The sequence below is a fragment of the Pedobacter frigoris genome, assembly GCF_005116445.1.
GTDB classification, from domain to species: domain Bacteria; phylum Bacteroidota; class Bacteroidia; order Sphingobacteriales; family Sphingobacteriaceae; genus Pedobacter; species Pedobacter frigoris.
In genome coordinates this window covers 497,810-520,735 of the sequence record NZ_SWBQ01000003.1, presented here as the reverse complement: position 1 = coordinate 520,735, position 22,926 = coordinate 497,810, and the positions used below count along the sequence as shown (strand labels likewise).

The window sequence follows — 22,926 nt, the reverse complement described above, 5'->3', positions numbered from 1 at the left end:
TAGTCATATATTTATAACGTTATGGAGAAAACATCACAATTGACAAAGGCAGAAGAACAGATCATGCAAGCACTGTGGACATTAGGCTCGGGTAGCGTGCAAGATATACGTGATCAGATGGAAGATCCAAAGCCGGCGAGGACTACAGTATCAACTGTACTGACCATATTGGAAAATAAAGGTTTTGCTGCCCATGATAATTTAGGCAGGACCAACATATACACACCTTTGATTGCAAAAGAAGTTTATTCAAAAAGTCAGTTATCTGGATTACTGAAAAACTATTTTAACAATTCATTTGCAAGCATGGCTTCTTTTTTTGCAAAGGAAAATAATTACAGTATTGAGGAACTGGATCTTTTAATAAAAGATACCAGAGATGAATTGAATAAAGAAAAATAAGGTATTATGGAACAGCTGGCGACTTACCTTCTAAAATCTACATTATGTATTGCCGTATTTTCGGGAATTTACTGGTGTTTTTTAAAAAATGAGACTTTTTATAAGTTCAACAGGTATTTTTTGCTCAGTGGTTTGCTCTGCGCAGTGGCGCTTCCATTTTATACCTATACCTACACGGTAAGCATTCCTGCTTCTCCAGACGTCATGTCCTTACCACAGCAAGCCATCTCAATTGAAGAGAAAGGCAGCAATTTCTGGCTTTACGCAGTATTGGTTACCTATGTGCTGGGGATTTGTTTTTTGATGATCAGACATTTTATAGGTCTGAGCCGGATAAAAGAAATAATCAGTAAATACGGTTATACGTCTTTAGAAGGTTATAAATTGGTGAAAACACCTGCATTCAAAACCTCATTTTCAGTCTTTAATTACATCATCATAGACAGTGCCGCCGAAACTTCAGAAGTTGAAAAGAAACTGATCCTGGAGCATGAGTTTGCACATGTAAACCAGCAACACTGGATTGATTTGCTGGTTGTTCAATTATTTTGTGCCATTCACTGGTTTAATCCTTTATCCTGGTTATACCTGCATTTGATCAAACAAAATCATGAGTTTTTAGCTGATACAGCGGTGCTTGATAAAGGCAATTCTGCAGCGATTTATCGTGCCGCATTGATAAACCATAGTCTCGGTACTCCTGTATTTGCTTTGGCCAGTTCCTTCTCTCACTACGATAAGCTGAAACGTGTAAAGATGATGATGAAACCTGCTTCTTCATCCATGAAGAAACTCACAACAGTGATCCTGTTGCCGGCATTGTCAGTTTTTTTATGGGCTTTTGCAGAGCCTGATTTTATTATCATCGCGTCTCAGAAATCTGCTGAAACTCAGTACAAACCTCTGGTAGATACGTCTAAGTTGACACCGGCTCCGAAAACTGGTCAGCATAAGAAAGCGGCTAATCTACCTGCTGTTGAAAATAAACCGGCAATTACTCAGGTTGGACAAGAAATTGCCATCACCAAACTGCCTGATGAGCATGAAATGAATACAGTAGTACCGGATACAACAAACCTGATCGAACGACCCTTGCCACTTAAAACCATAAATTCAACCACTCAACCGCTATACATTCTAGACGGGGTTGAAGTAGCTTCGGTGAATGTTATCAGTCCTAACGACATTGAATCCATTACAGTTCTGAAAAATGAATCTGCTACCACTAATTATGGAGAACGGGGAAAAAATGGTGTGATCCTGATCGTGTCTAAACCAAAGAAGTCTTAAATAGGCTTTTGGCTTAGTATTTCAGCTTGGTATCACAATGGGCAACGAGGTATATACGATCTTTGGAATTGGCGAGTAGCTGAGATTTATTCTGCTCTTTACCTGCTCCTTCTTCAGCCGGAATAAAGATGCCCGCGAGACTGGCGAGATCTTCATATTCACACTTTACGAAAAGCACAGGATAAAATTTTTGTTCCAGAGCCAGTTTTTCACTGGCAGTAGACTGGTGGAAAATCCAGCTGTCTGTGCTCGAAAAACTATATTCGTATTTGGCACTATTGAGCTCAAACTGAAATAATTTGGCTTGCTGTGCAATTTCTCTAGCTGTCATTTTTTTTAGGGTTTCTTCACCTTACTCAGAACGAGTTATGATTGTTAGTGAATATAACTTTAATAAATGGCATTAGCTAGATAATTCGTGTGTTTAAGCAAATAGTTAGAATGATACGATCGCGATTGGTATGGATAGAGGGACATCAATGGGAAATGGCTTAACCTAATAGGTTTTCAAGTGTGGTTTCTTCCAGAATGATACGCTGTGGGATATCATTGATGTCCTTTTTCCATTCAATGAGCCTGATTTTTCCATCCTCTAATTCTATCCCGGTAATATCTCCATCATTAAAGCAACAGCAACCGGTATTGAAGTAGGTATTTTTGGAGTATTCCAACCGGGGGGAAGTATTGCCGCTGATTTTCCCGGCCAGAAGCTCTGCTTCCAATTTTTGTACAGTGGCCTTATCGCCATTTTTTCTTGCTTCATCGAGCCTGATGTAAGTACGCTCCAGGTGGGTCAGAGAGTTAAACACCGGCTGGTGGGTATGACCTGTGATCAATGCAAGATTGGTTTGTTTTGCAGTCCAGTCGTACATGATCTGGTTGTGTTCGGATTTAAGCTGGTTGTCAAAAGCAGGTGTGTTGGGATTGATGCGTAGAAAACCCTGGATAGGTCCCCATACATTGGAAACGAACCACTTGCTAAACCAGTTGCCATCACTTTGAAGGTCTCCCTGGTGTCCGTGAGTAAGCATGATGGTGAGTAGCTGATCTTTGACTGGTATATTGAAAATTATCCCTTCATAAATACGGATTTTAGTCCCATATACTTTTTCCAATGTAAACCCTGCCAGTGGATCATTATCCCAATACAGGTCATGATTGCCAAAAAGCTTAATGTAAGCATTGCGCTCCAGAAAGCGTTTTTCCGCTTCAAAAGTTTCCTTGTTGTGTTTTATAACCTGGAGCAGCATGTTTTTCCAAAGCTCTTCACTGTCGCCCATGTTACAGTACAGAAAATCCAGCTTATTGTAGTAAGACAGTGCCGCAAGGTAATTTTGCTCGCAAAGTGCAAAGTCGTCCCGGTGGCTGCGGTTTCCTTTGTGCTGGTCAGAAAACAAGATAATCCGGTGAGTATTCCCAAGTTCAATAAGTTGGCCCCGTTTTCCTGGATGCTTCAATATACCATCATATAATGCAGATAGCGCCTTATGCACGCGGTTACTGTCCGGTCTTGATGAGTACTTATTAGCCAGTCTGATGATTAGAGGGGAAAACAATCTTTGTAATAATTTACGCATCTATCTTTTGGAATTAAAAGGTTATAAAAACTTTGTTTCCCTGAGCATTTCTCTTTTTACTTTATAGTCTTGTGGCGAGACACCCATGATTTTGGAAAACATCCTGGAAAAATAGTACGGATCGTCGATACCCAGTGTTGCCGAGATCTCTTTGATTCGGAGGTCGGTAAACTGAAGGTACTGGCAGGCTTTCTGTATTTTAATGTGGTTGAAATATTTAATTGGGGCAAAACCCGTTTGTTCTTTAAATAATGCGGAGAAATGAGAGGGTGATAAATTAACAGATCTGGCAATTTCCTCAAGCGTAAAGGTGGCATGCAGGTTTTTCTGCATGAACTCTATAGAAATATCAACGGGATTAGCCATGCTTTTTTTGTAGGAATAGTTGAATTTCTCATCGAAAATAAAAGACGAAAGAAAATGGGAGAAACTGATATTTACATAGCAGAGGTTATCTATGCTGTATCCTCTTTCCAGGTTTGAATAGATCTCATCAAATAGCTTTATCCTGGACTCGTTGAACTGTACAAAACCTTTATAGCTCTTCTGTCTTTTAAGTAACAGTCTGATCAGAGATTTAACCAAATGACCTTTAAAGTGCGCCCAGTAGATAGTCCATGGGTTGTTCTTGTCAGACGCATAAGCATGAGATTTTTCAGCAGGTATGATGATGAAATTTCCTGCGGAGAGGGTATGAGCAGTCTTTTCAATTTTCACATCGCCTTTTCCATCTATGCAGTACAGGAGGATGTATTGGTCCAGGCCATGGTCGCGCTCACGGTAATGAAATTTCGCTTTGGGATAGAATCCTATATCTGTGATGTAGGTACCAGAGAGCAGGGGGTTGGTCATACAATCTTTTGAAATAATGGATCTTGGCAATACAATTGCCTTTTGACCATTAAAACCTTCTTTCTTCTTGATGTCAGCTGTTTCGTTCTCCATTTCATGCCAGTTAATCGCTGTGAATTTATATAGATTATTCCGTAATATTGTCCATCCCTTTCATAAATATTTCTATTGTATTGTTAGTTATATAACTTCAAATTTGATATAGTTAACCTAAACCTACAAATGCAGCAGTTTAAAACTTCGTATCTTTTGTCTATCTCCTTCATCTCCGCATTAGGGGGATATCTGTTTGGTTTTGATTTTGCCGTTATATCGGGAGCATTGCCATTTTTGCGTGATCAGTTTGGATTGAATGAATACTGGGAAGGCTTTGCCACCGGTTCACTTGCGCTCGGCGCTATTATAGGCTGTCTTACGGCAGGGCGGGTAGCAGATAAATACGGACGCAGACCCGGACTGTTTTTTGCAGCGGTTATTTTCGGTGTATCCTCACTTGCCATGGCTTTTTCACCGGGACTATATTCATTTATTACCTCCCGTTTTGTAGCAGGAATAGGCGTAGGGATGGCGTCATTGTTGTCACCCATGTATATCGCAGAAGTTTCTCCTGCCCAATACAGGGGCAGAATGGTGAGTATCAATCAGCTTACGATTGTACTTGGAATACTGATGACCAATCTGATCAACTATTCGCTGCGTAACAGTGGCCCTGATGCCTGGAGGTGGATGTTTGGTCTGGGGGCTGTGCCTTCGGTGCTGTTTGTCCTTGGTGTAGCCTGGTTGCCGGAAAGTCCAAGATGGTTACTCAAAGCTGGGAAAGAAAATAAGGCATTGGCTGTATTGGAGAAAATCGGGGGGAAAGACTTTTCGATCAGCTCTGTAGATACTATGAAAGCCACGTTGAAAGGCAATCAGGGGGTAAGCTACAAGGCTATATTTGAAAAGGCAGTATTCCCGGCCGTTTTGATAGGTATTGTGCTGGCAGTATTTCAACAGTTTTGTGGTATTAACGTCGTTTTTAACTACCCGTCGAATATCTTCGCAAGCATTGGCGCATCTAAGGATGATCAACTGCTTCAAACGGTGTTTATAGGTGGTGTGAATCTCTTTTTTACACTTCTGGCTATGGTTTTAGTAGATAAAATGGGCAGAAGACCATTGATGCTATTCGGGGCCGGGGCATTGGCTATTTTGTACGTGATTATAGCTCAGTTACTTTCTGTACAATCAGCATTAGTAGGGGTATTCTTACTGGCTGCAATAGGCACCTATGCCATCTCATTGGGACCAGTTACCTGGGTCTTGATTTCCGAGATATTTCCAAATCATGTAAGGGGAGCAGCATCGTCTATTGCGGTATTGTGTTTATGGGCAGCCTATTTTATACTCACTTTTACGTTCCCTGTCCTGGCAAAATGGATAGGCATGGACTATACATTTTACCTGTATTCAGGAATCTGTGTGCTGGGCTTTCTTTTTATAAGAGCGAGAGTGAAAGAGACGAAAGGAAAAACCCTGGAAGAGCTGGAATCGGTGTTTACACCACACTAATCAATATTATATCTATCAAGAATGCCAATTAATACTATGGAAGTAAAAGCATGGGTGGAACAGGTAATTATCCCCACGTACGAAACAGGTAATCCGGAGAAGAATCCAATTTTTCTGGATAAAAGAGTTTATCAGGGGAGTACTGGTGCAGTCTACCCACATCCCGTGATCGAAAAAATATCTGATGAGAAGATAGATAAAGCATATACAGCAGTATTTATTGAAAATGAATACCTGAAAATTATGGTGCTTCCGGAACTCGGGGGCAGGATACAACGGGCTTTTGATAAAGTGCGTAATCGTGATTTTATCTATTACAATCAGGTCATTAAACCCGCACTGGTAGGCCTTACAGGTCCCTGGATTTCAGGAGGAATAGAATTCAACTGGCCGCAGCATCACCGTCCAAGTACCTTCGATCCCGTGGATTTTACGATAGAAACACATGCTGACGGCAGTAAAACGGTATGGGTAAATGAACTTGAAGTGATGTTCCGTACCAAAGGAATGGCTGGTTTTACCTTATATCCTGACAAGGCGTACCTCGAAATCAAAGGCAAGGTTTATAACCGTACTCCATTTCCGCAAACTTTTTTGTGGTGGGCGAATCCGGCAGTAAAAGTGAACGATCATTATCAATCGATCTTTCCACCGGATGTATATGCTGTTTTTGATCATGGAAAGCGTGATGTTTCAGATTTTCCAATAGCCACAGGTACTTATTATAAAAAGGACTATTCACCAGGAACGGACATCTCCCGTTACAAAAACATTCCGGTGCCGACTTCTTATATGGCCATCAGATCCGATTACAATTTTATAGGAGGGTATGAACACGATACACAGGCTGGGATGCTGCATGTGGCCAACCATCATGTTGCACCAGGCAAAAAACAATGGACCTGGGGCGATGGTGATTTTGGTCAATCCTGGGATAGGAACCTGACAGATGAAGATGGACCATACATCGAACTCATGACAGGTGTATTTACAGATAACCAACCTGATTTCTCCTGGTTGCAACCTAATGAAGAAAAGACATTTGAGCAATATTTTATGCCTTATGCCAAAGTTGGGGCAGTAAAGAATGCCACCAAAGAAGCCATGCTGAATGTAGAACTTAATGGGAATACCGTCGACATAAAGGTATACGCTACTTCATCTTACCCTTCGGCAATGATAAGTCTGTTTATAGACGGAGAGTTGGAAGATAGCAGCTGCTTCGACCTTTCGCCATCAGCAGTTTTTGAAAAAAGCATTCAACTGAATGCTGAAGTCTCAGCGGCAAGTATAAAAGTACGTGTGGAGAAACAAGACCGGAGTTTGTTGGTAAGTTACGAACACGAGGAAGTGGGTGCTAAAGAAATCCCCGCAGCAGCGACAGCAGCAAAAGATCCTGCTGATATCTCTTCTATAGAAGAATTGTACCTCAATGGACTGCACATAGAGCAATACCGCCATGCGACTTATGTAGCTACCGACTATTACAATGAAGGATTGAAACGTGAACCAGGTGATATAAGATGTAACAATGCCATGGGGTTGTGGTACATGAGACGCGGTAAATTTGAAGTAGCAGAGCCATTCTTCCGCAGAGCCATTCAAACTTTAACATCACGTAATCCCAATCCTTATGATGGAGAACCTTATTATAATCTGGGCTGGTCATTAAAAATGCAGGGAAAGTTAGACGAAGCTTACGATGCAATTTATAAGTCCACATGGAATGCTGCCTGGCAGGATGCAGGTTTCTTTGCTCTAGCCAGGATTGCTTCAGAAAAAGGAGATTACGAGGATGCCTTATATCTGGTTAATAAATCATTGCTGCGTAATTACCATGCTCATTCTGTACGCCACCTTAAAACGGCAATTCTCCGTAAAATGGGAAGACATAAAGAGGCGATGTCTTTCCTTGAAGAATCCCTGGTAATTGATCCGTTCAATTTCGGTTGCCTGTATGAAAAGTATATCCTCCTGCAGGAGGCCGGAAATTTAAGTGCATCGATAACATCTTTAAATCAATTCCTGGAACTGATTCGAAAAGACGTTCATAATTATATTGAGTGTGCACTGGATTATACGCAGGCCGGATTATATAAAGATGCGACAGGACTTTTGACTTTGTACCTCGCCGAAAATGCTGCAGCAGTAAACCCAATGGTGTATTATTATATGGGCTGGTGCTGTATACAAATGGGAGATGAGCAATTGGCAAAAATGTATTTTACCCAAGGACAAAATGCAGCGCCAGATTTTTGTTTTCCTCACCGCATAGAGGATGTGAATGTATTACAATCTGCCATTCAGTTCAATCCTGCTGATGCAAAGGATCCTTATTACCTGGGCAATTTCTGGTATGGCAAACAGCAATACAAAGATGCAGTGACGTGCTGGGAGCATTCTGTAGCAATAGATGATACATTTCCTACCGCTCATCGTAATCTTTCTCTTGCTTATCAGAACCATCTGAATGATTCGGAACGTGCATTACAGACGCTTGAAAAAGCTTTCAGTCTGGATAACACAGATGCCAGGGTATTTATGGAATTGGATCAGCTGCATAAAAAAATGGGTTATGCACCGCACCAACGCCTGGCTTTACTGGAGGCATATCCACAACTCGTTGATTATCGCGAGGATTTGTACCTGGAGAAGATTACCTTATACAATCACCTGGGCTTATACGAAGAGGCCAGGAAACTTATTGCCAGCAGGCAGTTTCATCCCTGGGAGGGCGGCGAAGGTAAGGTGGTTGGACAATACTTGCTTTGTCATATTGAGCTGGCTAAAAAGTCATTGTTGGAAGGTGCATATGAAAAAGCACTGGAGTTCCTTTCGGCGGCAGAGGAGTATCCTCATAACCTGGGAGAAGGGAAGTTATACGGCGCTCAGGAAAACGATATAAATTACCTGAAGGGTTGTGCTTATCAGAAGTTAGGGCTTGCAGATCGGGCAGAAGCAGAGTTTTTACTTGCTACGAGTGGGATTACGGAACCGGTTCAGGCCATATTTTACAATGATCCACAGCCGGATAAAATCTTCTATCAGGGATTGGCATGGTTAAAGCTGAATGCCAAAGACAAGGCAAAAGAAATCTTTGAACGGTTTATCCAGTTTGGTGAGCTGCATCTGCATGACGAGATCAAAATAGACTATTTTGCAGTTTCACTGCCCGACCTGCTGGTATTTGATCAGGATCTTAATTTAAAAAATCATATCCATTGCTGTTATCTGATTGGCCTTGGTCATCTCGGACTCGGAAGAACAGCGGAAGCGAAAAAAATGTTTGTTGAGGTACTGGATAGAGACCTTAACCACCAGGGGGCTACTACACACCTAAAGCTGTTAACTATGGGGCTGCTTTAATGAAATGCCTGATCTATGGTTTAAATACTAGACTCATTTGCTAACTTTGTCTCATGACAACCGAAGAAGTACAGGATTTAGAAAACAGTTTGCATGGATTAAAATTGCCCAATGCTCCTATCGAGTTATACAGTGGAAGTACAATAGTTGATGTAGATGTTTTTATTGAGAGACAACTAAATATCCTGAGAACAGCAGTAGGGTCTAAAGGATACCCGCCGGCTTATCAGCATTTGAAAGATTTCATTAAAATAGTTGAGGAAACGCAGGATGACAGCATATAAAACGAAATCCATCAGACCGTTTATCGGTGCCAAAGATTTTGAACTCTCCCGGAGTTTCTATCGGGACCTTGGGTTTCAGGAAGAAGTAATTACGCATAATATGTCTGTTTTCAAAACTGAAAATATCGCGTTTTACCTTCAGGATGCATATGTAAAGGATTGGATTGATAACACCATGATCTTTATAGAAGTAGCTGATGTTGAGCAATATTATCAGGAACTTTTAGCATTGGACTTACCTTCCAAATATAAAGATGCCAGGCTTAGCCCCATACGTGCAGACTATTGGGGTAAAGAGTGTTTTTTACATGACCCTTCAGGGATATTGTGGCATTTTGGTGAGTTTATGGTCTCTTAATGCATTCGCTATGCGCTCGTATCATCTGGGGTATTGCTCCGTATCAACTGGGGTATTGGTTCGTTCCAGATCGAATCAACACCCTGTCAACACCGAACCAACACCCTAGCAACACCCTGGTTGATACGAACGCATAGTGAACGCGCGCCGAACTAACGGCCTCTTTAATTAAATCAATTTCTTGAGATGATCAGTGAACTGGTCGAATCATTAAAAGCTGCCGGCAGACAGGATACGTTTGTATTTGAGTTGATCACATATTTGGTGCCCCTGTAATTATCGTCGGCATACAAAGTAACTTTAAGTCCTGCCGGAACCTTTATGCTGGAAATGTCATTGTTGGTTATTCCGGCTGCTGTTAGCTGCGCTGTAGTATAACCACCAATCCCGAGGACAATATTATAACCTCCATAACTGCAATGTTTATAGAAATTGGCCTTTAAGGTATTACCGACTGCTACCGGAAGAAAAATAAATGACGAAGCCTTGTCATTAAAGCTATTGTCTGCGAGACAGTCATCATCTTTTAAAAGTGATAAAGTTGTGCCTGAAAAATTATCACCGTCATATAACGTGATTTTGTTGCCAATTCCAAGTTTTAATGCAGATATATCATTGTCGCTAATTCCTTTTGCGGTCAAGTCTGCCGTGGTATAAGAACCATATTCAACCCTTACATTGTACCCACCATAAGAACAATTTTGTGTGAGCGTAGCGGAATCGATCAACGTTGGTACGTCCCCTACAAACTTGAAACTATAATCTGTGCGTGCGATAGAACCATTGGTCAATAAAGTTCTCAATTGGATGGTGTAGTTGATGTTGGTCCGGTTTTTCAGGTCAGTTACCTTAGATACAATCTTAAAGCTGTCAGTACCAATCACAGGTGCACCCCAGGCAATTTCCCTGCTAATGGCAGACTTGTAAAATGGTAAAATGTGTGATACCGTGGCTGTAGATGTAGTTTTGCCTCCCAGTGTGATCGTTTTGTTTACGGCGTCGTATGTAAATTGGGTAATGTTGCTCGAAGTAGTTGCTGATCCATAGAAACTACCGCCGCTGGTAGACTGAAACACCTCATTGCGGTTTAGTATTGCACAATCAGCATAGGAGATAAAGGTTTTAGAATAACCAAATGTGCTATTGCCATTTCCCATTAAACTAGTGCCAAGAGGGGTAATCTCTGATTCTTTTGCATCATCATGAGGTAAGTTTAGACCATGCCCCAGCTCGTGTAGCATTCCTCCAATTAAAGTACTCGTTTGCGAAGAATTTCCGAGGTTGGCAACACTTAAACCGGAATGATCTACGGCGAAACAATTCCGGCCGTAGCCGTAATAAGGTTGATCAAAAACATCGGTGCGTTTAGGAAGCAGGATCAGGGTGTGGTTGTTGCTGCTGAATAAAGTAGGATGTGCGGCTTTATAAACAGCAATTTCATTCAATATTTTTCCGGCAGAAACGCTGGCAGAATAAGGATATCCAGCTTGGCCTTCCTGTGCGGGAATTTCGATAAACCTGACGCGGTTGGTCACAGGATCAATGGGCATTCCGAATGTTTTATCACCAAAGCCATTTCTGTTCATTTCACCTTTTACATAATTCTGGAGGTAAATCAACAAATCACTGAGACGGGTTTTATAGTCGCTGGGAGCAGGATTGTCGGTGGGAACAAAGTATACAATATTTAAGTTGACGGGATTGGTCACAAAACCACCCGCGTTTAGCGCTGCAGCCGTCACCAGTGTTGACGATTTTGCATTAATTGAATGTGATTTACCAGCTTGGTCCAGATCTGTATTTCTCTTACAAGATAGCTGAATCAAAGAAATGCCTACTGCTGTAAATAATAATAGTTTTTGTTTCATACGATTAGGTTGTTAAATGGTTGGTTATTAGGTTTTTTAAGTTTAAAGTGTGATGTGGTTAAGTTTTTATTATATGGACTTTATTTAGCTGAACAATTGTTATTATGGTAATAATGAAAACGTTTGCATTATTGAAGATTTAATCGCTACGACATTCTGGTTAACCAAAAATCATATATAATTAATTGGTAAAAGATGAAAATTTTAAAAGAATGGGTAGAAGGAGTTAAAGGAGCATGTAAGCAATTGCTCAAATGATCTCTATAAATCCACAGCATTTTACTGGACATTTCTATTCGTGCACCTTGAATGACAATTCCAGCGGTTGGTATTTCAATTGACTATACAATGGTATCTTAAATACCTACACTATGAAATTAAAATCTATTTTATTGATTCTGCCCCTTAGCTTTTGCTTTTGGGTCAACAATGCTAAATCACAAGAAATAATTGGCCGAGATTCTATTCAGGTCTTGAAGTTGGAAAAGGAAAGGATCAAGTTAACTTCAAAAGTAAATGGCTTGAAACTGAAGATTGTGGACGAGCAGAAAGCTCAGGAAAAATGGACACAGGAGATTCAGGAGAGAAGTGAAAAATCATTGAACTATGCTGAAAAGGCTAAGCGTAATGCATTAGACATGAGCAAGGATGGCGCAACTTCAGATAAAGAAGCCAAACAGATTGCTAAAGCTGCCGCAGATTCGAAAAAGAATGCAGATAACATGACTAAACTGCATTCAAAAATTGAGAAGTCTAAGGACAAGGTCAGTGAGCTTTCGACTGAAATTAAAAAACTGGAGCTCAAGCTTAAATAGCTGATAAGTTAAAATTAGACGGATATCGTTTCTAATTAAAACAATTTTCATTCCGGGTAGTTATCATGCTATCAAATCTACTACTATGGCTAAAGGAAACCAACCTGAAAATGAAAAAACAAAGAAGCTGAAACCTCATTTGGCAGATGCAACCGGGGAACAGATGACAACTGACCACGGGGTACGCATCAACGACGATCAGAATTCTCTCAAAGCAGGCGAGCGCGGGGCTACTTTGCTGGAAGATTTTATCCTCAGGGAGAAGATCACGCATTTTGATCATGAACGCATTCCTGAAAGAATTGTGCATGCAAGAGGATCTGGCGCCCATGGTGTATTTAAGTTGTATAAATCTCTGGGGGATGTGACGAAGGCAAATTTTTTGAATGACACGGAAACAGAAACACCAGTATTTGTACGCTTCTCTACGGTTGCGGGCTCACGCGGCTCTACGGATCTTGCCAGGGATGTCAGGGGTTTTGCTGTAAAGTTTTATACACAGGAAGGAAATTTTGACCTGGTGGGTAACAATATGCCGGTATTCTTTATACAGGATGCGATGAAGTTTCCTGATCTCGTACATGCTGTTAAACCAGAGCCTGATAACGAAATGCCCCAGGCTGCTTCAGCACATGATACTTTTTGGGACTTCATTTCGCTGATGCCGGAATCGGCTCATATGATTATGTGGGCAATGAGCGATAGGGCCATTCCGCGTAGTCTGCGGATGATGGAGGGCTTCGGTGTGCATACGTTTAGGTTTATCAATGAGAAAGGCGAAGGCTGTTTTGTGAAATTTCATTGGAAACCGTTGTTGGGTGTGCATTCAGTGGCTTGGGATGAGGCTCAGAACATTTCAGGTAAGGATCCTGATTTTCACCGCCGTGACTTATGGGAAGCCATCGAAAGCGGTGCTTTTCCGGAATGGGAACTGGGTGTGCAGATTGTGCCTGAAGCCGATGAATTTAAATTTGAATTTGACCTGCTGGATCCGACAAAACTAATACCTGAAGAATTGGTGCCTGTGCAACGCGTAGGTAAAATGACGCTGAACCGCAATCCGGATAATTTCTTTGCAGAGACAGAGCAGGTAGCCTTTCATGTGGGGCACATCGTGCCGGGGATAGATTTTAGTAACGACCCTTTGATGCAGGGCAGGTTGTTTTCGTATACCGATACCCAGCTGATCCGTTTGGGCGGACCTAATTTCCATGAGATTCCTATTAATCGCCCGGTTGTACCTGTTCACAATAACCAGAGAGATGGCTATATGCGTCAAACTATTAATAGGGGTAAAACCAGTTATGGTCCAAATTCTCTTGGTCATAATGATCCGCAACAGGTTAAAGCAGCTGACGGCGGTTTTACATCTTACCAGGAGAGGATTGATGCCAAAAAGGTAAGGGCCAGGAGTAAGAGTTTCTTTGATCATTTCAGTCAGGCAAACTTGTTTTTCAATAGTCAGTCCCAGCCCGAAAAGAACCACATTACAGATGCCCTGAGCTTCGAGCTTGGTAAGGTTAAAACAGTTGCCATCCGGGAAAGGATGCTGGGTATTCTTAAACTGATTGATCAAAAGCTGGCAGGGGATGTTGCTTTCGCCCTTGGCTTAAAAGTCCCTGAAAAACCGGAACGTCCGATCAATCATAGCATCCCGGCTGACGGGAAACCGGAAGATTATGATTCTCTGATTGTAAAAAGCAGTTTAAAATCATCTTCGGCACTGAGTATGGCCAATACCATTAAAGATACCATTAAAACACGTAAAATAGCGTTTCTGGCTGCTGATGGAGTAAATGGAGCCACGTTGAACGCCGTTAAAAAAGCGTTAACAGCAGAGGGCGCTGTGGTAGAAGTGATCGCTCCGAAACTCGGTGAGTTAACTGCAGCGGATGGGACTAAAATTCCTGTGGATCAAAGTTTTTTAACTGCTGCATCTGTGCTTTATGACGCGGTATATGTTCCGGGAGGGGATAAGAGTGTAGCTGCAATAGCTGCAGAGGCCAATGCTGTACATTTCCTGAACGAAGCGTTTAAGCATTGCAAGGCGATAGCGGCTGATCAGGATGCTAAGGCTGTATTGGATGCCACTTATTTTGGTTCGGCTAAACAGCCCGGGCTTGTGATTGGTGATGCTAAGAAGCTTATTGATGAATTTATTGTTGCTATTGCACAGCATCGTGTCTGGGAACGTGAAAAACCACGTCAGGTGCCGGCATAAGTGTTTACAAAGGAGTATTTAATGCGATCACATTAAATACTCCTTTACTAATTATGCTTGAAGTATGTTTATCGCTGCGGTATTTCCCTGTTGCGCAGCCAGATCCAGAACAGAAAGTCCGCGAACGTCAAGTATTGTCTTGTTAGCTCCGTGGGTTAGTAGGAGCTGTAAGACTTCATTTCTGCCAAACATGGCGGCAAACATCAGTGCTGTACCGCCGTTGCCATGCTGAAGGTCTAAATTGGCTCCATAGCTGATCAGCAATTCCGCAATGTTCGCATATCCTTTAAAAGCGACCCCCATTAGTGCAGTGTTTCCGCCACTGTCCTGTGCATTTACATTGGCTCCGGCTTCCAATAATAACTTAGCCGCCTGATATTGGTTATTGTAGCAAGCAATGATCAGAGGAGTATACCCCTTCTCATCCTGTGTATCAAGATCTGTTTTTTGGCGGATTAATTCCTGAAGTACTTCTATATTGCCTAATCTCGCAGCATGAATGATGACCTGAGTTGTTTGTGTCATAAAATTTAAATGTGATGTGTTTACATCTTGTAACCATTTAGCACTGATTAAGTTTTATGAACCTATGCTTTTCAGGAGAAATTATCTATGCCAAGCAAAATAAATCTTTTCATATTTAATCATAATACTAATATTATTAGTATTATATTTGTTGATTCATTTGTGATACTAATAAAAATCGCTAAAAAGTAAGGAAGGGTACTATGAACGCGACAAAAGAATTGATAGACAAATTGCAGCAGGATATTCTGCATTGGCAAGGTTTTAAGCAGCAGGGGACTGCCTCTGCTGAGGCCATTGGTCTTGGGGCGATTGAATGCGCTTTCCCAAATGGTGTTTTTCCAAAAAAAGCAATACATGAATTTATAACGGTAGAGCCGGAGCATGCAGCGGCAAGTGCTGGATTTATTGCCGGTATTCTTAAAACACTCCTGTTACAGGGGGGAGTGTGTTTGTGGATCAGTACTTCCAGAACGTTTTTTCCACCATCTTTAATTGCGTTTAATGTAGCCCCTGAGCAGGTTATTTTTGTTGATGCTAAAGCGGAAAAAGAAGTGCTCTGGGTAATGGAGCAAGCATTAAAATGTGGCGGACTGGCTGCTGTAATAGCGGAAGTTAAAGAAATCAATATTATCCAGTCGCGCCGATTGCAACTTGCCATTGAAAGCAGTAAGGTAACCGGTTTTTTACTGCGTAATGATCCGCAAAAGCTGGGCAGTAATACCTGTGTGGCCCGCTGGAAAATTACCCCTTTGCCAAGTGTGCTGGAGGATGAACTACCAGGAGTGGGTTTCCCGCGGTGGCAGGTTGATTTGCTCCGTGTCCGAAATGGTAACCCTGGCAGCTGGAAACTGGAATGGGTACAAGATGCTTTCAGGCCTGTCGTTGATGTGGTTGAAAAAGAAGAGGCAGTTGTAAAACTGATGACCGGACATTACGCATGATGAACAAGCGCTTTATATGTTTATGGTTCCGTTATTTATTGACGGACTGGCTGACGCTTAAACGGCCGGAACTTAAAGAAGTACCTTTCGTTTTTGCTGCATCTGTACATAACCGTGTGGTCGTTACCGCGGCTAATTCCTTAGCAGAAGCGCAGGGTGCTTTTAAGGGGATGGCACTGGCCGATGCCAAAGCAATAGCAAAAAGCCTGGAGGTAGTGCCTCATATAGAAGGACAAGAGGAGAAGTTACTGATCGCCCTGGGTGAATGGTGTATCCGGTATTCCCCTCAGGTTGCGGTCGACCTGCCCGATGGATTGATTCTGGATATTTCAGGATGCGCGCATTTGTGGGGAGGAGAGCGCGGATACTTGAAGGAAATGCTAACCCGGTTGATTTCTAAAGGTTATCATGTACGTGGTGCTTTGGCTGATACAGTAGGTGCCGCCTGGGCAATCGCACATTTAGGTAAGGTAAAACCGATTATCGAACCGGGCGGACAAGCAGAGGCGTTATTGGATCTGCCTCCTGCTGCTTTGCGTTTGGAGCCTTTGGTATTGGACCGGTTGCATAAACTGGGCTTTTATACCATAAGAAGTTTTATAAGTACTCAGCGTTCTGCATTACGCCGCCGCTTTGGTCAGGATTTTTTACTGCGTATTGATCAGGCTTTGGGCTATGAAGATGAACCTTTGACACTTTTACAGCCAGCCGAGTCCTACCTAGAGCGTTTGCCTTGTCTGGAGCCTATACGCACCAGGACAGGTATCGGGATTGCAATTAAAACATTATTAGAGTGCTTGTGCGAACGGCTTTATAAGGATGGGAAGGGTATACTCGTCGCTATTTTAAAATGTTACAGACTGGATGGAGAAATCATACAGATCCAGATTGGAAGCAGTCGTGCATCCAGTCATGTCGCACGTTTATACCAGCTGTTTGAATTAAAAATAGAGTTGATCCGGCCTAAGCTGGGCATTGAATTGTTTATGCTGGAAGCCCATAAGGTAGGTGATACGGATTCCGAACAGGAATATTTATGGCAGCCGGAAGGTTGCGGACTAGCGGATAAAAGTTTATCCGCACTTTTAGATACGCTGGCCAATAAGATTGGGGCGGATAAAATTCATCGCTATTTACCTCAGGAGCGTCATTGGCCTGAAAAATCCCTGAAGCTGGCATCTTCCCTCAAGGAACCTCCGGCTACTTCATGGCGTGAAGACCGGCCCAGGCCATCATTGCTGCTGCCTAAACCTGTAAGTATACACGTGAGCTCGATACTACCTGATAATCCCCCTATGTTCTTTATCTATAAAGGAGTACGTCATGTGGTTAAAAAGGCAGATGATGCAGAACGTATTGAACGACCATGGTGGGAAGACAAGGGGCAGCACAGGGATTATTACGTGGTAGAAGATGAGGAAGGACGCCGGTATTGGATATTCCGTTCCGGACATTATCATGATGAACGCTCTGGCTGGTATTTACATGGATTTTTTTCTTGAATATGGAATACTCAGAGCTACAGGTAACTACTAATTTTACGTTTATGCGGGGTGGTTCGCATCCAGAGGAACTGGTGACACGCGCTGCTGAACTGGGTTATGTGAAAATAGCGATCACCGACCGCAACAGTGTGGCCGGAGTAGTGCGTGCGCATCAGCAGGCAAAAATCAAAGGAATTGGTATCATCCCGGCCTGTAGGCTGGATCTGGAAGACGGCCCCAGTTTATTGGCTTACCCTACAGATATTGCTGCCTGGGGGCGCATGTGTGCCTTGCTGAGTCTGGGTAATCTGCGCACAGAAAAAGGCAAGTGCCAGCTGTACAAAAGGGATGTATATGCTTACAGGAAGGGTATTAAGTTTATTGTAATCCCTCCTGAGCAACTGAACACCCGCTTTGATTTTAATGAAGATTTTAAGGAAGACCTAAAGGAATATAAGCGGATTTTCGGGACGGAGCTATACCTGGCTATTTCACGTTATTATAGCGGAAATGACAACAAGCGCTTTCATCGGCTTGCTCATTTGGGTGTTCCTTTGGTGGCTACTAATGATGTGCATTATCATATTGCTGACCGAAGGGAATTGCAGGACATACAGACCTGCGTGCGGGAGAAATGTACCATCAGTAATGCAGGTTTTCACTTGCATGCCAATGCAGAGCGGCATTTGAAATGTAAAGAAGAACTGGAACGATTATTTAATCAATACCCTGAAGCATTGGTACGCACACAGGAGATAGCTGATGCCTGCAACTTTTCATTGGATACGCTCAAATACCTGGAGCCGGAATGGGCCAGTCCGGATGGGCGGACGGCCGATGAACATCTGGCAGAATTGACCTGGGCGGGAGCGGAAAAAATGCTGGGTGATCAAATGCCTGAAGAACTGCAGGAACAGATACAATTTGAACTGGATTTTTTCAAGCGGCGTAAACTAGCGCCTTATTTTTTGCGCATATATGCCTATACCAGCAAAGCGACAGAATTGGGTATCCTGCACCAGGGGCGTGGTTCTGCAGCCAACTGTGCCGTTTGTTTTTGCCTGGGCATTACGCCTGTAAATCCCCTTAAATCAAGATTACTTTTTTCGCGGTTCATGTCGGACGCCCGTGATGAATGGCCGGATGTGGATGTGGATTTCGAACATGAGCGGAGGGAGGAGATCATACAATGGATCTATGATACCTATGGGCGGGAGCATGCCGCTATTGTCGCAACCGTTACCCAGGAGCGGCATAAAGGTGCGGTAAGGGATGTGGGGAAGGCCATGGGTTTATCTGAAGATACAATAAAACGCCTTTCAGGCATCATCTGGCATCATTATGAAGATAATTTTGATCGGGAAAGGGTTGTTGAACAGGGATTGAACCCTGATGATCCTTTGATCCATAAAGTGCTGGAATTGACCGCCTCATTAATTGGGTTTCCCCGACAGTTGGGGCAGCATACAGGTGGTTTTGTGATCACACAATCTAAGCTTTCCGACATTTGTCCGGTGATGAATGCCCGCATGAAAGACCGAACCCAGTTGGAATGGAATAAGGACGATCTGGAAGCGCTGGGCATTTTAAAAGTTGATGTATTGGCATTGGGTATGCTGACCTGCATCCGCAAGGCTTTTGACCTGGCAAAACAACATTATGGGCTTGATCTGACTCTGGAAAATGTTCCGCAGGATGATCCTAAGGTTTATGACATGATCTGTGAAGCAGATACACTGGGGGTATTTCAAATTGAAAGCCGTGCACAGATGTCCATGCTTCCGCGGTTAAGGCCGCAAAACTTCTATGATTTGGTGATTGAAGTAGCTATTGTGCGACCAGGGCCTATCCAGGGTGATATGGTGCATCCGTATTTGAGAAGAAGAGATGGGATTGAACCGGAAGAATATCCAAAAGAAGAATTAAGGGAGGTTTTGAGTAGAACCAAAGGCGTACCGCTTTTCCAGGAGCAGGCGATGGAAATTGCGATGGTTGCCGGCGGTTTCAGTGCCGCAGAGGCCGATCAACTGAGGCGAAGTATGGCTACTTTTAAAGCCAAGGGGATGGTAAGTGAATTCCGGGAAAAGCTGGTAAATGGCATGACCAACAAGGGTTATGAAAAAGAATATGCAGAAAGGGTGTTTAAACAACTGGAAGGTTTTGGGAGTTATGGTTTTCCTGAAAGTCATGCCGCAAGTTTTGCCCACTTGGTTTATATTTCCTCATGGATCAAATGTCACTATCCGGATATCTTTGCTGTAGCCTTACTGAATAGTCAGCCAATGGGTTTTTATCAGCCAGCCCAGATTGTGATTGATGCAGAGCGCCATGGCGTGGTGATGCGCCCTGTAGATGTAAATCATTCTGAATGGGACAATACGATGGAAGAGAAAGACGGAAATTATTGTGCGGTAAGATTAGGTTTCCGGCAGGTTTCCGGGCTCAATGAAGATGATATGCATACCTTGATCAGCAACCGGCCTAAGGAAGGGTATAAAAGTATCAGTGCGCTGAATGGGGTGGGGATACCTCAGCATGTCATAGAAATACTAAGTGATGCTGATACTTTTCGCTCGATGAATATGGACAGAAGGCAAGCTTTATGGGAAGCTTCATCCCTGCAGGATCATCCTGTAGCACTTTTTAAAGGTCAGCCTTCTGAAAGTGTGCATGAGGGACAGGTGTCGCTTCCGCTAATGACAGATGCAGAGCATGTGGTACAGGATTATGCAGCTACAGGCTTGTCTATAAAAGCACATCCTGTAAGTTTTGTACGTGAAAAGTTGCGGCTGCTGCGTGTAGAGGAGACCGCACGTTTATCTGAATTCAAAAATGGTGACCTGATAAAAGTAGCCGGTTTAATCACCGTGAGGCAAAGACCGGGAACCGCTAAAGGAGTTTTGTTCATTACCATTGAAGATGAAAGTGGGTTTGCTAATCTGGTCGTCTGGCAGAAAGTTTTTGAAGAATACCGTAAGGAAATCCTCCAGTCGCGGTTATTTATGGTAGAAGGTAAACTGCAGATTGAAGGATCAGTGATCCATATAGTGGTCAGGCGCTGCTTTGATCTGACAAAGCTACTGCGTGGCCTTACTGTTTCTGATGAGAAAGAACGTGAGGTCTTTCATGGTGGAAGGAATTTTAAGTGAGATCTCCTGAGCTTTTACGTTCAGGAGATCTGCGGATTAAAGGGGGTAAATATATTTACATTATCCGGTTATTAAATGGTTCAGGTAGAATATGGACGGATATGCAGCTAAAAAAGCCCAGAAGAAGTTGTTTAGCCCCATTATTACCGCATTGTACAGGTGAAATAAAAATCCCCATATCAGAAATGGAATAAACCAGGGGCAAGGCAGGAAAATGACTGCAAAAAACAAGCATTCGACTACAATGATGTTCCAGCACAAAAAGATATTAAAGGCCCTGGAAGAAGCAGACAGCATGGTTGCAATTTTTTCATGTCCATACGTCTTGGTATTCATGATCATGATAATGGCCTGTCCGCCTCTCCATTTTTGGGAAATTCCCTTGGCAATTCCGGCTACTACATAGGAGAGGACTACTTGTCCTGAAATGAAGATGAGGCCGATTCTATAGATGAACGGATCATTAATCAGGTAAGAAATGAACAAGGTAAGCAGGATGATGGAAAATAACTGGTCTGAGCCATCGGCACCTACAATGTTTCGGAAAGAGATCATTAACGAAATCAGACAGATTATGGCAATCAAAATAGCTTTGAGCAGGTGATCCTGAGCAAAAGGCAGTATTATACAGCATCCAATAATCAGCAGCTGGCATACGATGAATGCAGTGTAGCCAAACAAAAAATCTAATCTATGGAATAGCCTGTTGTTGATGAAGTTGTGCCTTGATCTAAAGACTTTCCATGAATAAACACCATCAGGCTTAAATTCCTTATGTATAGCGAGGTATTCAAAAGAAACGATTAAAAGTCCGATACAGGTGAGCCAGGTGATCACCTGATAACACTGTTCGTAATTGCTGAAATATTGTGAAAAGTTAAACATGGTGAAAATCTGAACAAAAGGTTAACGTTGGTTCGCCATACTCAATAAATCCGCTGGAAGCCACGATGGCAAATTGTATTGATTTTGTATCCTGAGCTTTAGGGATTTTAGTAAGGAAATTTAGAATGCAGATGTAGCTGAAAGATAATTTGACAGCAGCTTCATTTACATCTTCTCTATTACAAATTCTGTTCATTTCCTGTACAAGGTCGAACAGTACTTTTTTAGATCTTTTACTGGCATTCCATATAAATGAAGATGCATGTCTGTCGTGCAGCGGGATTTCCTTGAAATCCGAAACCTGATCATTTTTGTCCATATGACGGTACAGCAGATGATAATCTGTAGTTCCCGGGTTTGGAGCAAAGAATGTCCAGCGGGGCAATATTCTGAAATAATCGAATTTGCGAATGCCGGCCACCCATTTATAATCAAATTGATGGCATATGGTTCCTAAAAACCATATGCCATAGAATGCGATAACTGCAATAAAAATGTAATTCAATTTGGATTAATTTTTAAACGACAATCGCTTTGTTACGGAGTTCAATCAACTCATCCAGAGGAAGATTCTTTGCTATGACTGTCAGTTCTTCGTTTGAAAGATCATCTAAATCAGGCTGATTTGATATTCCAATCTGTGCAAATTCATTCACGCCTATTACCTGAAAAGTGACCTGTTGTGCAGTAGGAACTGCGTCATTGTAAGTGGCTACAAATGCCAAATCTTTTGGTGTAGTACCTGCTGTATCATTGGCTTTTATTTTGAATTTTTCAGTAAAACGACAGCCCGTAACGTATAAGGTGGCATCATTGCAGGCGGTAACAGCTTTAGCAACAACGATAGCTACACGACCATCTAAATCGACGTCATTGTTTTCTCTTTTTTTGATGAGCATATCCAGACTTGAAAACTGCTCAGCGGTAAGTTCGATTTTCGACATAAGATTAACCTTCTTTAAGAATGGCCATATTCCTCAATGCAATTAATGCGTCTAATGGCATGTGTTTACCCATCTCGGTTAATGTTTTTGTCTCTTCCTCGGTAAGTGGCCTGTCTACTTGCTCATCCTGGAGTGTGCTTTCGCTTCCTAGTAAGCGGGTAGCAACTGCTGTAGCTACCGTAACTGTAGCTGCCGCCGTTGCAGCGCCTGCTACAGGTGTTGCTGTTACTGCTCCTGCGGTTACTCCGGCAGTTACTAATCCATTTGCTGCGTTAGCCAGTTGATCTGCCATTTCATCACAGTACCTTTCATCATTAGCTTGTTTCTTGCTGATCAGCAAGTCAAGACTGGCCATAGTTTTGGCCGTCATTTCAATTTTTAAAGACATAGAGTGTTATATTAGTTTAGGAC

The 22,926-nt window shown here is 42.5% G+C and carries 20 protein-coding genes; 11 read left to right on the top strand and 9 right to left on the bottom strand.

The window, feature by feature from the left end; all coding sequences use genetic code 11:
• The first annotated feature begins 21 nt into the window (after nt 1-21).
• Nucleotides 22-402, top strand: coding sequence for a BlaI/MecI/CopY family transcriptional regulator (locus FA047_RS13030; protein ID WP_136836498.1), 381 nt, complete (start codon nt 22-24; stop codon nt 400-402).
• A 6-nt stretch (nt 403-408) separates the two neighbouring features.
• The gene (locus FA047_RS13025) at nt 409-1,692 is read left to right on the top strand and encodes a M56 family metallopeptidase (RefSeq protein WP_136836497.1); all 1,284 of its coding nucleotides are present in this window, start codon (nt 409-411) and stop codon (nt 1,690-1,692) included.
• Between the two features lie 13 nt (nt 1,693-1,705).
• On the opposite strand, the gene FA047_RS13020 is transcribed toward FA047_RS13025, so the two are convergent.
• The 3 genes from FA047_RS13020 to FA047_RS13010 all read right to left on the bottom strand — a co-directional run bounded on the left by FA047_RS13020 (nt 1,706) and on the right by FA047_RS13010 (nt 4,214).
• On the bottom strand, nt 1,706-2,023 hold the full coding sequence (locus FA047_RS13020) for a hypothetical protein (protein ID WP_136836496.1): 318 nt from the start codon (nt 2,021-2,023) through the stop codon (nt 1,706-1,708).
• 160 nt (nt 2,024-2,183) lie between these two features.
• On the bottom strand, nt 2,184-3,269 hold the full coding sequence (locus FA047_RS13015; protein ID WP_136836495.1) for a metallophosphoesterase: 1,086 nt from the start codon (nt 3,267-3,269) through the stop codon (nt 2,184-2,186).
• 21 nt (nt 3,270-3,290) lie between these two features.
• Nucleotides 3,291-4,214 (bottom strand): AraC family transcriptional regulator, encoded by a 924-nt coding sequence (locus tag FA047_RS13010; RefSeq protein WP_136836494.1) that lies wholly within the window; start codon nt 4,212-4,214, stop codon nt 3,291-3,293.
• Nucleotides 4,215-4,343: 129 nt separating this feature from the next.
• Here FA047_RS13010 and FA047_RS13005 point away from each other — a divergent pair, with 129 nt between their 5' ends.
• From FA047_RS13005 to FA047_RS12990, 4 genes are read left to right on the top strand one after another with little or no spacing between them, the layout of a single operon-like run.
• Nucleotides 4,344-5,672, top strand: coding sequence for a sugar porter family MFS transporter (locus FA047_RS13005; protein WP_136836493.1), 1,329 nt, complete (start codon nt 4,344-4,346; stop codon nt 5,670-5,672).
• Nucleotides 5,673-5,693: 21 nt separating this feature from the next.
• Nucleotides 5,694-9,038 carry a DUF5107 domain-containing protein gene (locus tag FA047_RS13000; protein ID WP_225872724.1) on the top strand — a complete coding sequence of 1,115 codons (3,345 nt, stop codon included), beginning with the start codon at nt 5,694-5,696 and terminating at the stop codon, nt 9,036-9,038.
• A 53-nt stretch (nt 9,039-9,091) separates the two neighbouring features.
• Nucleotides 9,092-9,322 (top strand): DUF6965 family protein, encoded by a 231-nt coding sequence (locus FA047_RS12995; RefSeq protein ID WP_136836492.1) that lies wholly within the window; start codon nt 9,092-9,094, stop codon nt 9,320-9,322.
• Nucleotides 9,309-9,680 (top strand): VOC family protein, encoded by a 372-nt coding sequence (locus tag FA047_RS12990; RefSeq protein ID WP_136836491.1) that lies wholly within the window; start codon nt 9,309-9,311, stop codon nt 9,678-9,680. Before FA047_RS12995 ends, FA047_RS12990 begins: the two co-directional genes overlap by 14 nt.
• Before the next feature lie 173 nt (nt 9,681-9,853).
• Here FA047_RS12990 and FA047_RS12985 read toward each other — a convergent pair whose 3' ends face one another.
• A complete protein-coding gene (locus FA047_RS12985; protein WP_136836490.1) occupies nt 9,854-11,548 on the bottom strand; it encodes a hypothetical protein in 1,695 nt (564 codons plus the stop codon).
• A gap of 371 nt (nt 11,549-11,919) precedes the next feature.
• On the opposite strand from FA047_RS12985, the gene FA047_RS12980 reads away from it, so the two are divergent.
• Entirely contained in the window at nt 11,920-12,363 is a 444-nt protein-coding gene (locus FA047_RS12980) for a hypothetical protein (RefSeq protein WP_136836489.1), read from the top strand.
• A gap of 85 nt (nt 12,364-12,448) precedes the next feature.
• On the top strand, nt 12,449-14,584 hold the full coding sequence (gene katE / locus FA047_RS12975) for a catalase HPII (protein WP_136836488.1): 2,136 nt from the start codon (nt 12,449-12,451) through the stop codon (nt 14,582-14,584).
• Between the two features lie 51 nt (nt 14,585-14,635).
• On the opposite strand, the gene FA047_RS12970 is transcribed toward katE, so the two are convergent.
• Entirely contained in the window at nt 14,636-15,109 is a 474-nt protein-coding gene (locus FA047_RS12970) for an ankyrin repeat domain-containing protein (RefSeq protein ID WP_136836487.1), read from the bottom strand.
• 203 nt (nt 15,110-15,312) lie between these two features.
• Here FA047_RS12970 and FA047_RS12965 point away from each other — a divergent pair, with 203 nt between their 5' ends.
• Genes FA047_RS12965 through FA047_RS12955 form a run of 3 tightly spaced genes read left to right on the top strand, consistent with a single transcriptional unit; the run spans nt 15,313 to nt 20,686 of the window.
• Entirely contained in the window at nt 15,313-16,053 is a 741-nt protein-coding gene (locus FA047_RS12965) for an ImuA family protein (RefSeq protein WP_136836486.1), read from the top strand.
• The gene (locus tag FA047_RS12960; RefSeq protein WP_317130918.1) at nt 16,050-17,555 is read left to right on the top strand and encodes a Y-family DNA polymerase; all 1,506 of its coding nucleotides are present in this window, start codon (nt 16,050-16,052) and stop codon (nt 17,553-17,555) included. The genes FA047_RS12965 and FA047_RS12960 overlap by 4 nt, the downstream gene beginning before the upstream one ends.
• Nucleotides 17,556-17,557: 2 nt before the next feature.
• Nucleotides 17,558-20,686: an error-prone DNA polymerase gene (locus FA047_RS12955; RefSeq protein ID WP_136836485.1), complete on the top strand. Its 3,129-nt coding sequence runs from the start codon at nt 17,558-17,560 to the stop codon at nt 20,684-20,686.
• Between the two features lie 60 nt (nt 20,687-20,746).
• Here FA047_RS12955 and FA047_RS12950 read toward each other — a convergent pair whose 3' ends face one another.
• Genes FA047_RS12950 through FA047_RS12935 form a run of 4 tightly spaced genes read right to left on the bottom strand, consistent with a single transcriptional unit; the run spans nt 20,747 to nt 22,903 of the window.
• Nucleotides 20,747-21,571 carry a hypothetical protein gene (locus FA047_RS12950; protein ID WP_136836484.1) on the bottom strand — a complete coding sequence of 275 codons (825 nt, stop codon included), beginning with the start codon at nt 21,569-21,571 and terminating at the stop codon, nt 20,747-20,749.
• Nucleotides 21,564-22,076, bottom strand: coding sequence for a hypothetical protein (locus FA047_RS12945; RefSeq protein ID WP_136836483.1), 513 nt, complete (start codon nt 22,074-22,076; stop codon nt 21,564-21,566). Before FA047_RS12945 ends, FA047_RS12950 begins: the two co-directional genes overlap by 8 nt.
• Nucleotides 22,077-22,089: 13 nt before the next feature.
• A complete protein-coding gene (locus tag FA047_RS12940) occupies nt 22,090-22,515 on the bottom strand; it encodes a hypothetical protein (protein WP_136836482.1) in 426 nt (141 codons plus the stop codon).
• Nucleotides 22,516-22,519: 4 nt separating this feature from the next.
• Nucleotides 22,520-22,903, bottom strand: a complete 384-nt coding sequence (locus FA047_RS12935) for a hypothetical protein (protein ID WP_136836481.1) — start codon at nt 22,901-22,903, stop codon at nt 22,520-22,522.
• Between the last annotated feature and the right edge of the window lie 23 nt (nt 22,904-22,926).

Excerpts from the sequence above, each read along its gene's own strand:
- katE (WP_136836488.1), top strand. The coding sequence starts at position 12,449 with ATGGCTAAAGGAAACCAACCTGAAAATGAAAAAACAAAGAAGCTGAAA.
- FA047_RS12995 (WP_136836492.1), top strand. The coding sequence starts at position 9,092 with ATGACAACCGAAGAAGTACAGGATTTAGAAAACAGTTTGCATGGATTA.
- FA047_RS13015 (WP_136836495.1), bottom strand. The coding sequence starts at position 3,269 with ATGCGTAAATTATTACAAAGATTGTTTTCCCCTCTAATCATCAGACTG.
- FA047_RS13020 (WP_136836496.1), bottom strand. The coding sequence starts at position 2,023 with ATGACAGCTAGAGAAATTGCACAGCAAGCCAAATTATTTCAGTTTGAG.
- FA047_RS12985 (WP_136836490.1), bottom strand. The coding sequence starts at position 11,548 with ATGAAACAAAAACTATTATTATTTACAGCAGTAGGCATTTCTTTGATT.
- FA047_RS13000 (WP_225872724.1), top strand. The coding sequence starts at position 5,694 with ATGCCAATTAATACTATGGAAGTAAAAGCATGGGTGGAACAGGTAATT.
- FA047_RS13030 (WP_136836498.1), top strand. The coding sequence starts at position 22 with ATGGAGAAAACATCACAATTGACAAAGGCAGAAGAACAGATCATGCAA.
- FA047_RS12955 (WP_136836485.1), top strand. The coding sequence starts at position 17,558 with ATGGAATACTCAGAGCTACAGGTAACTACTAATTTTACGTTTATGCGG.
- FA047_RS12935 (WP_136836481.1), bottom strand. The coding sequence starts at position 22,903 with ATGTCTTTAAAAATTGAAATGACGGCCAAAACTATGGCCAGTCTTGAC.
- FA047_RS12970 (WP_136836487.1), bottom strand. The coding sequence starts at position 15,109 with ATGACACAAACAACTCAGGTCATCATTCATGCTGCGAGATTAGGCAAT.
- FA047_RS12965 (WP_136836486.1), top strand. The coding sequence starts at position 15,313 with ATGAACGCGACAAAAGAATTGATAGACAAATTGCAGCAGGATATTCTG.
- FA047_RS13005 (WP_136836493.1), top strand. The coding sequence starts at position 4,344 with ATGCAGCAGTTTAAAACTTCGTATCTTTTGTCTATCTCCTTCATCTCC.
- FA047_RS12960 (WP_317130918.1), top strand. The coding sequence starts at position 16,050 with ATGATGAACAAGCGCTTTATATGTTTATGGTTCCGTTATTTATTGACG.
- FA047_RS12950 (WP_136836484.1), bottom strand. The coding sequence starts at position 21,571 with ATGTTTAACTTTTCACAATATTTCAGCAATTACGAACAGTGTTATCAG.
- FA047_RS13025 (WP_136836497.1), top strand. The coding sequence starts at position 409 with ATGGAACAGCTGGCGACTTACCTTCTAAAATCTACATTATGTATTGCC.
- FA047_RS12940 (WP_136836482.1), bottom strand. The coding sequence starts at position 22,515 with ATGTCGAAAATCGAACTTACCGCTGAGCAGTTTTCAAGTCTGGATATG.
- FA047_RS13010 (WP_136836494.1), bottom strand. The coding sequence starts at position 4,214 with ATGGAGAACGAAACAGCTGACATCAAGAAGAAAGAAGGTTTTAATGGT.
- FA047_RS12990 (WP_136836491.1), top strand. The coding sequence starts at position 9,309 with ATGACAGCATATAAAACGAAATCCATCAGACCGTTTATCGGTGCCAAA.
- FA047_RS12980 (WP_136836489.1), top strand. The coding sequence starts at position 11,920 with ATGAAATTAAAATCTATTTTATTGATTCTGCCCCTTAGCTTTTGCTTT.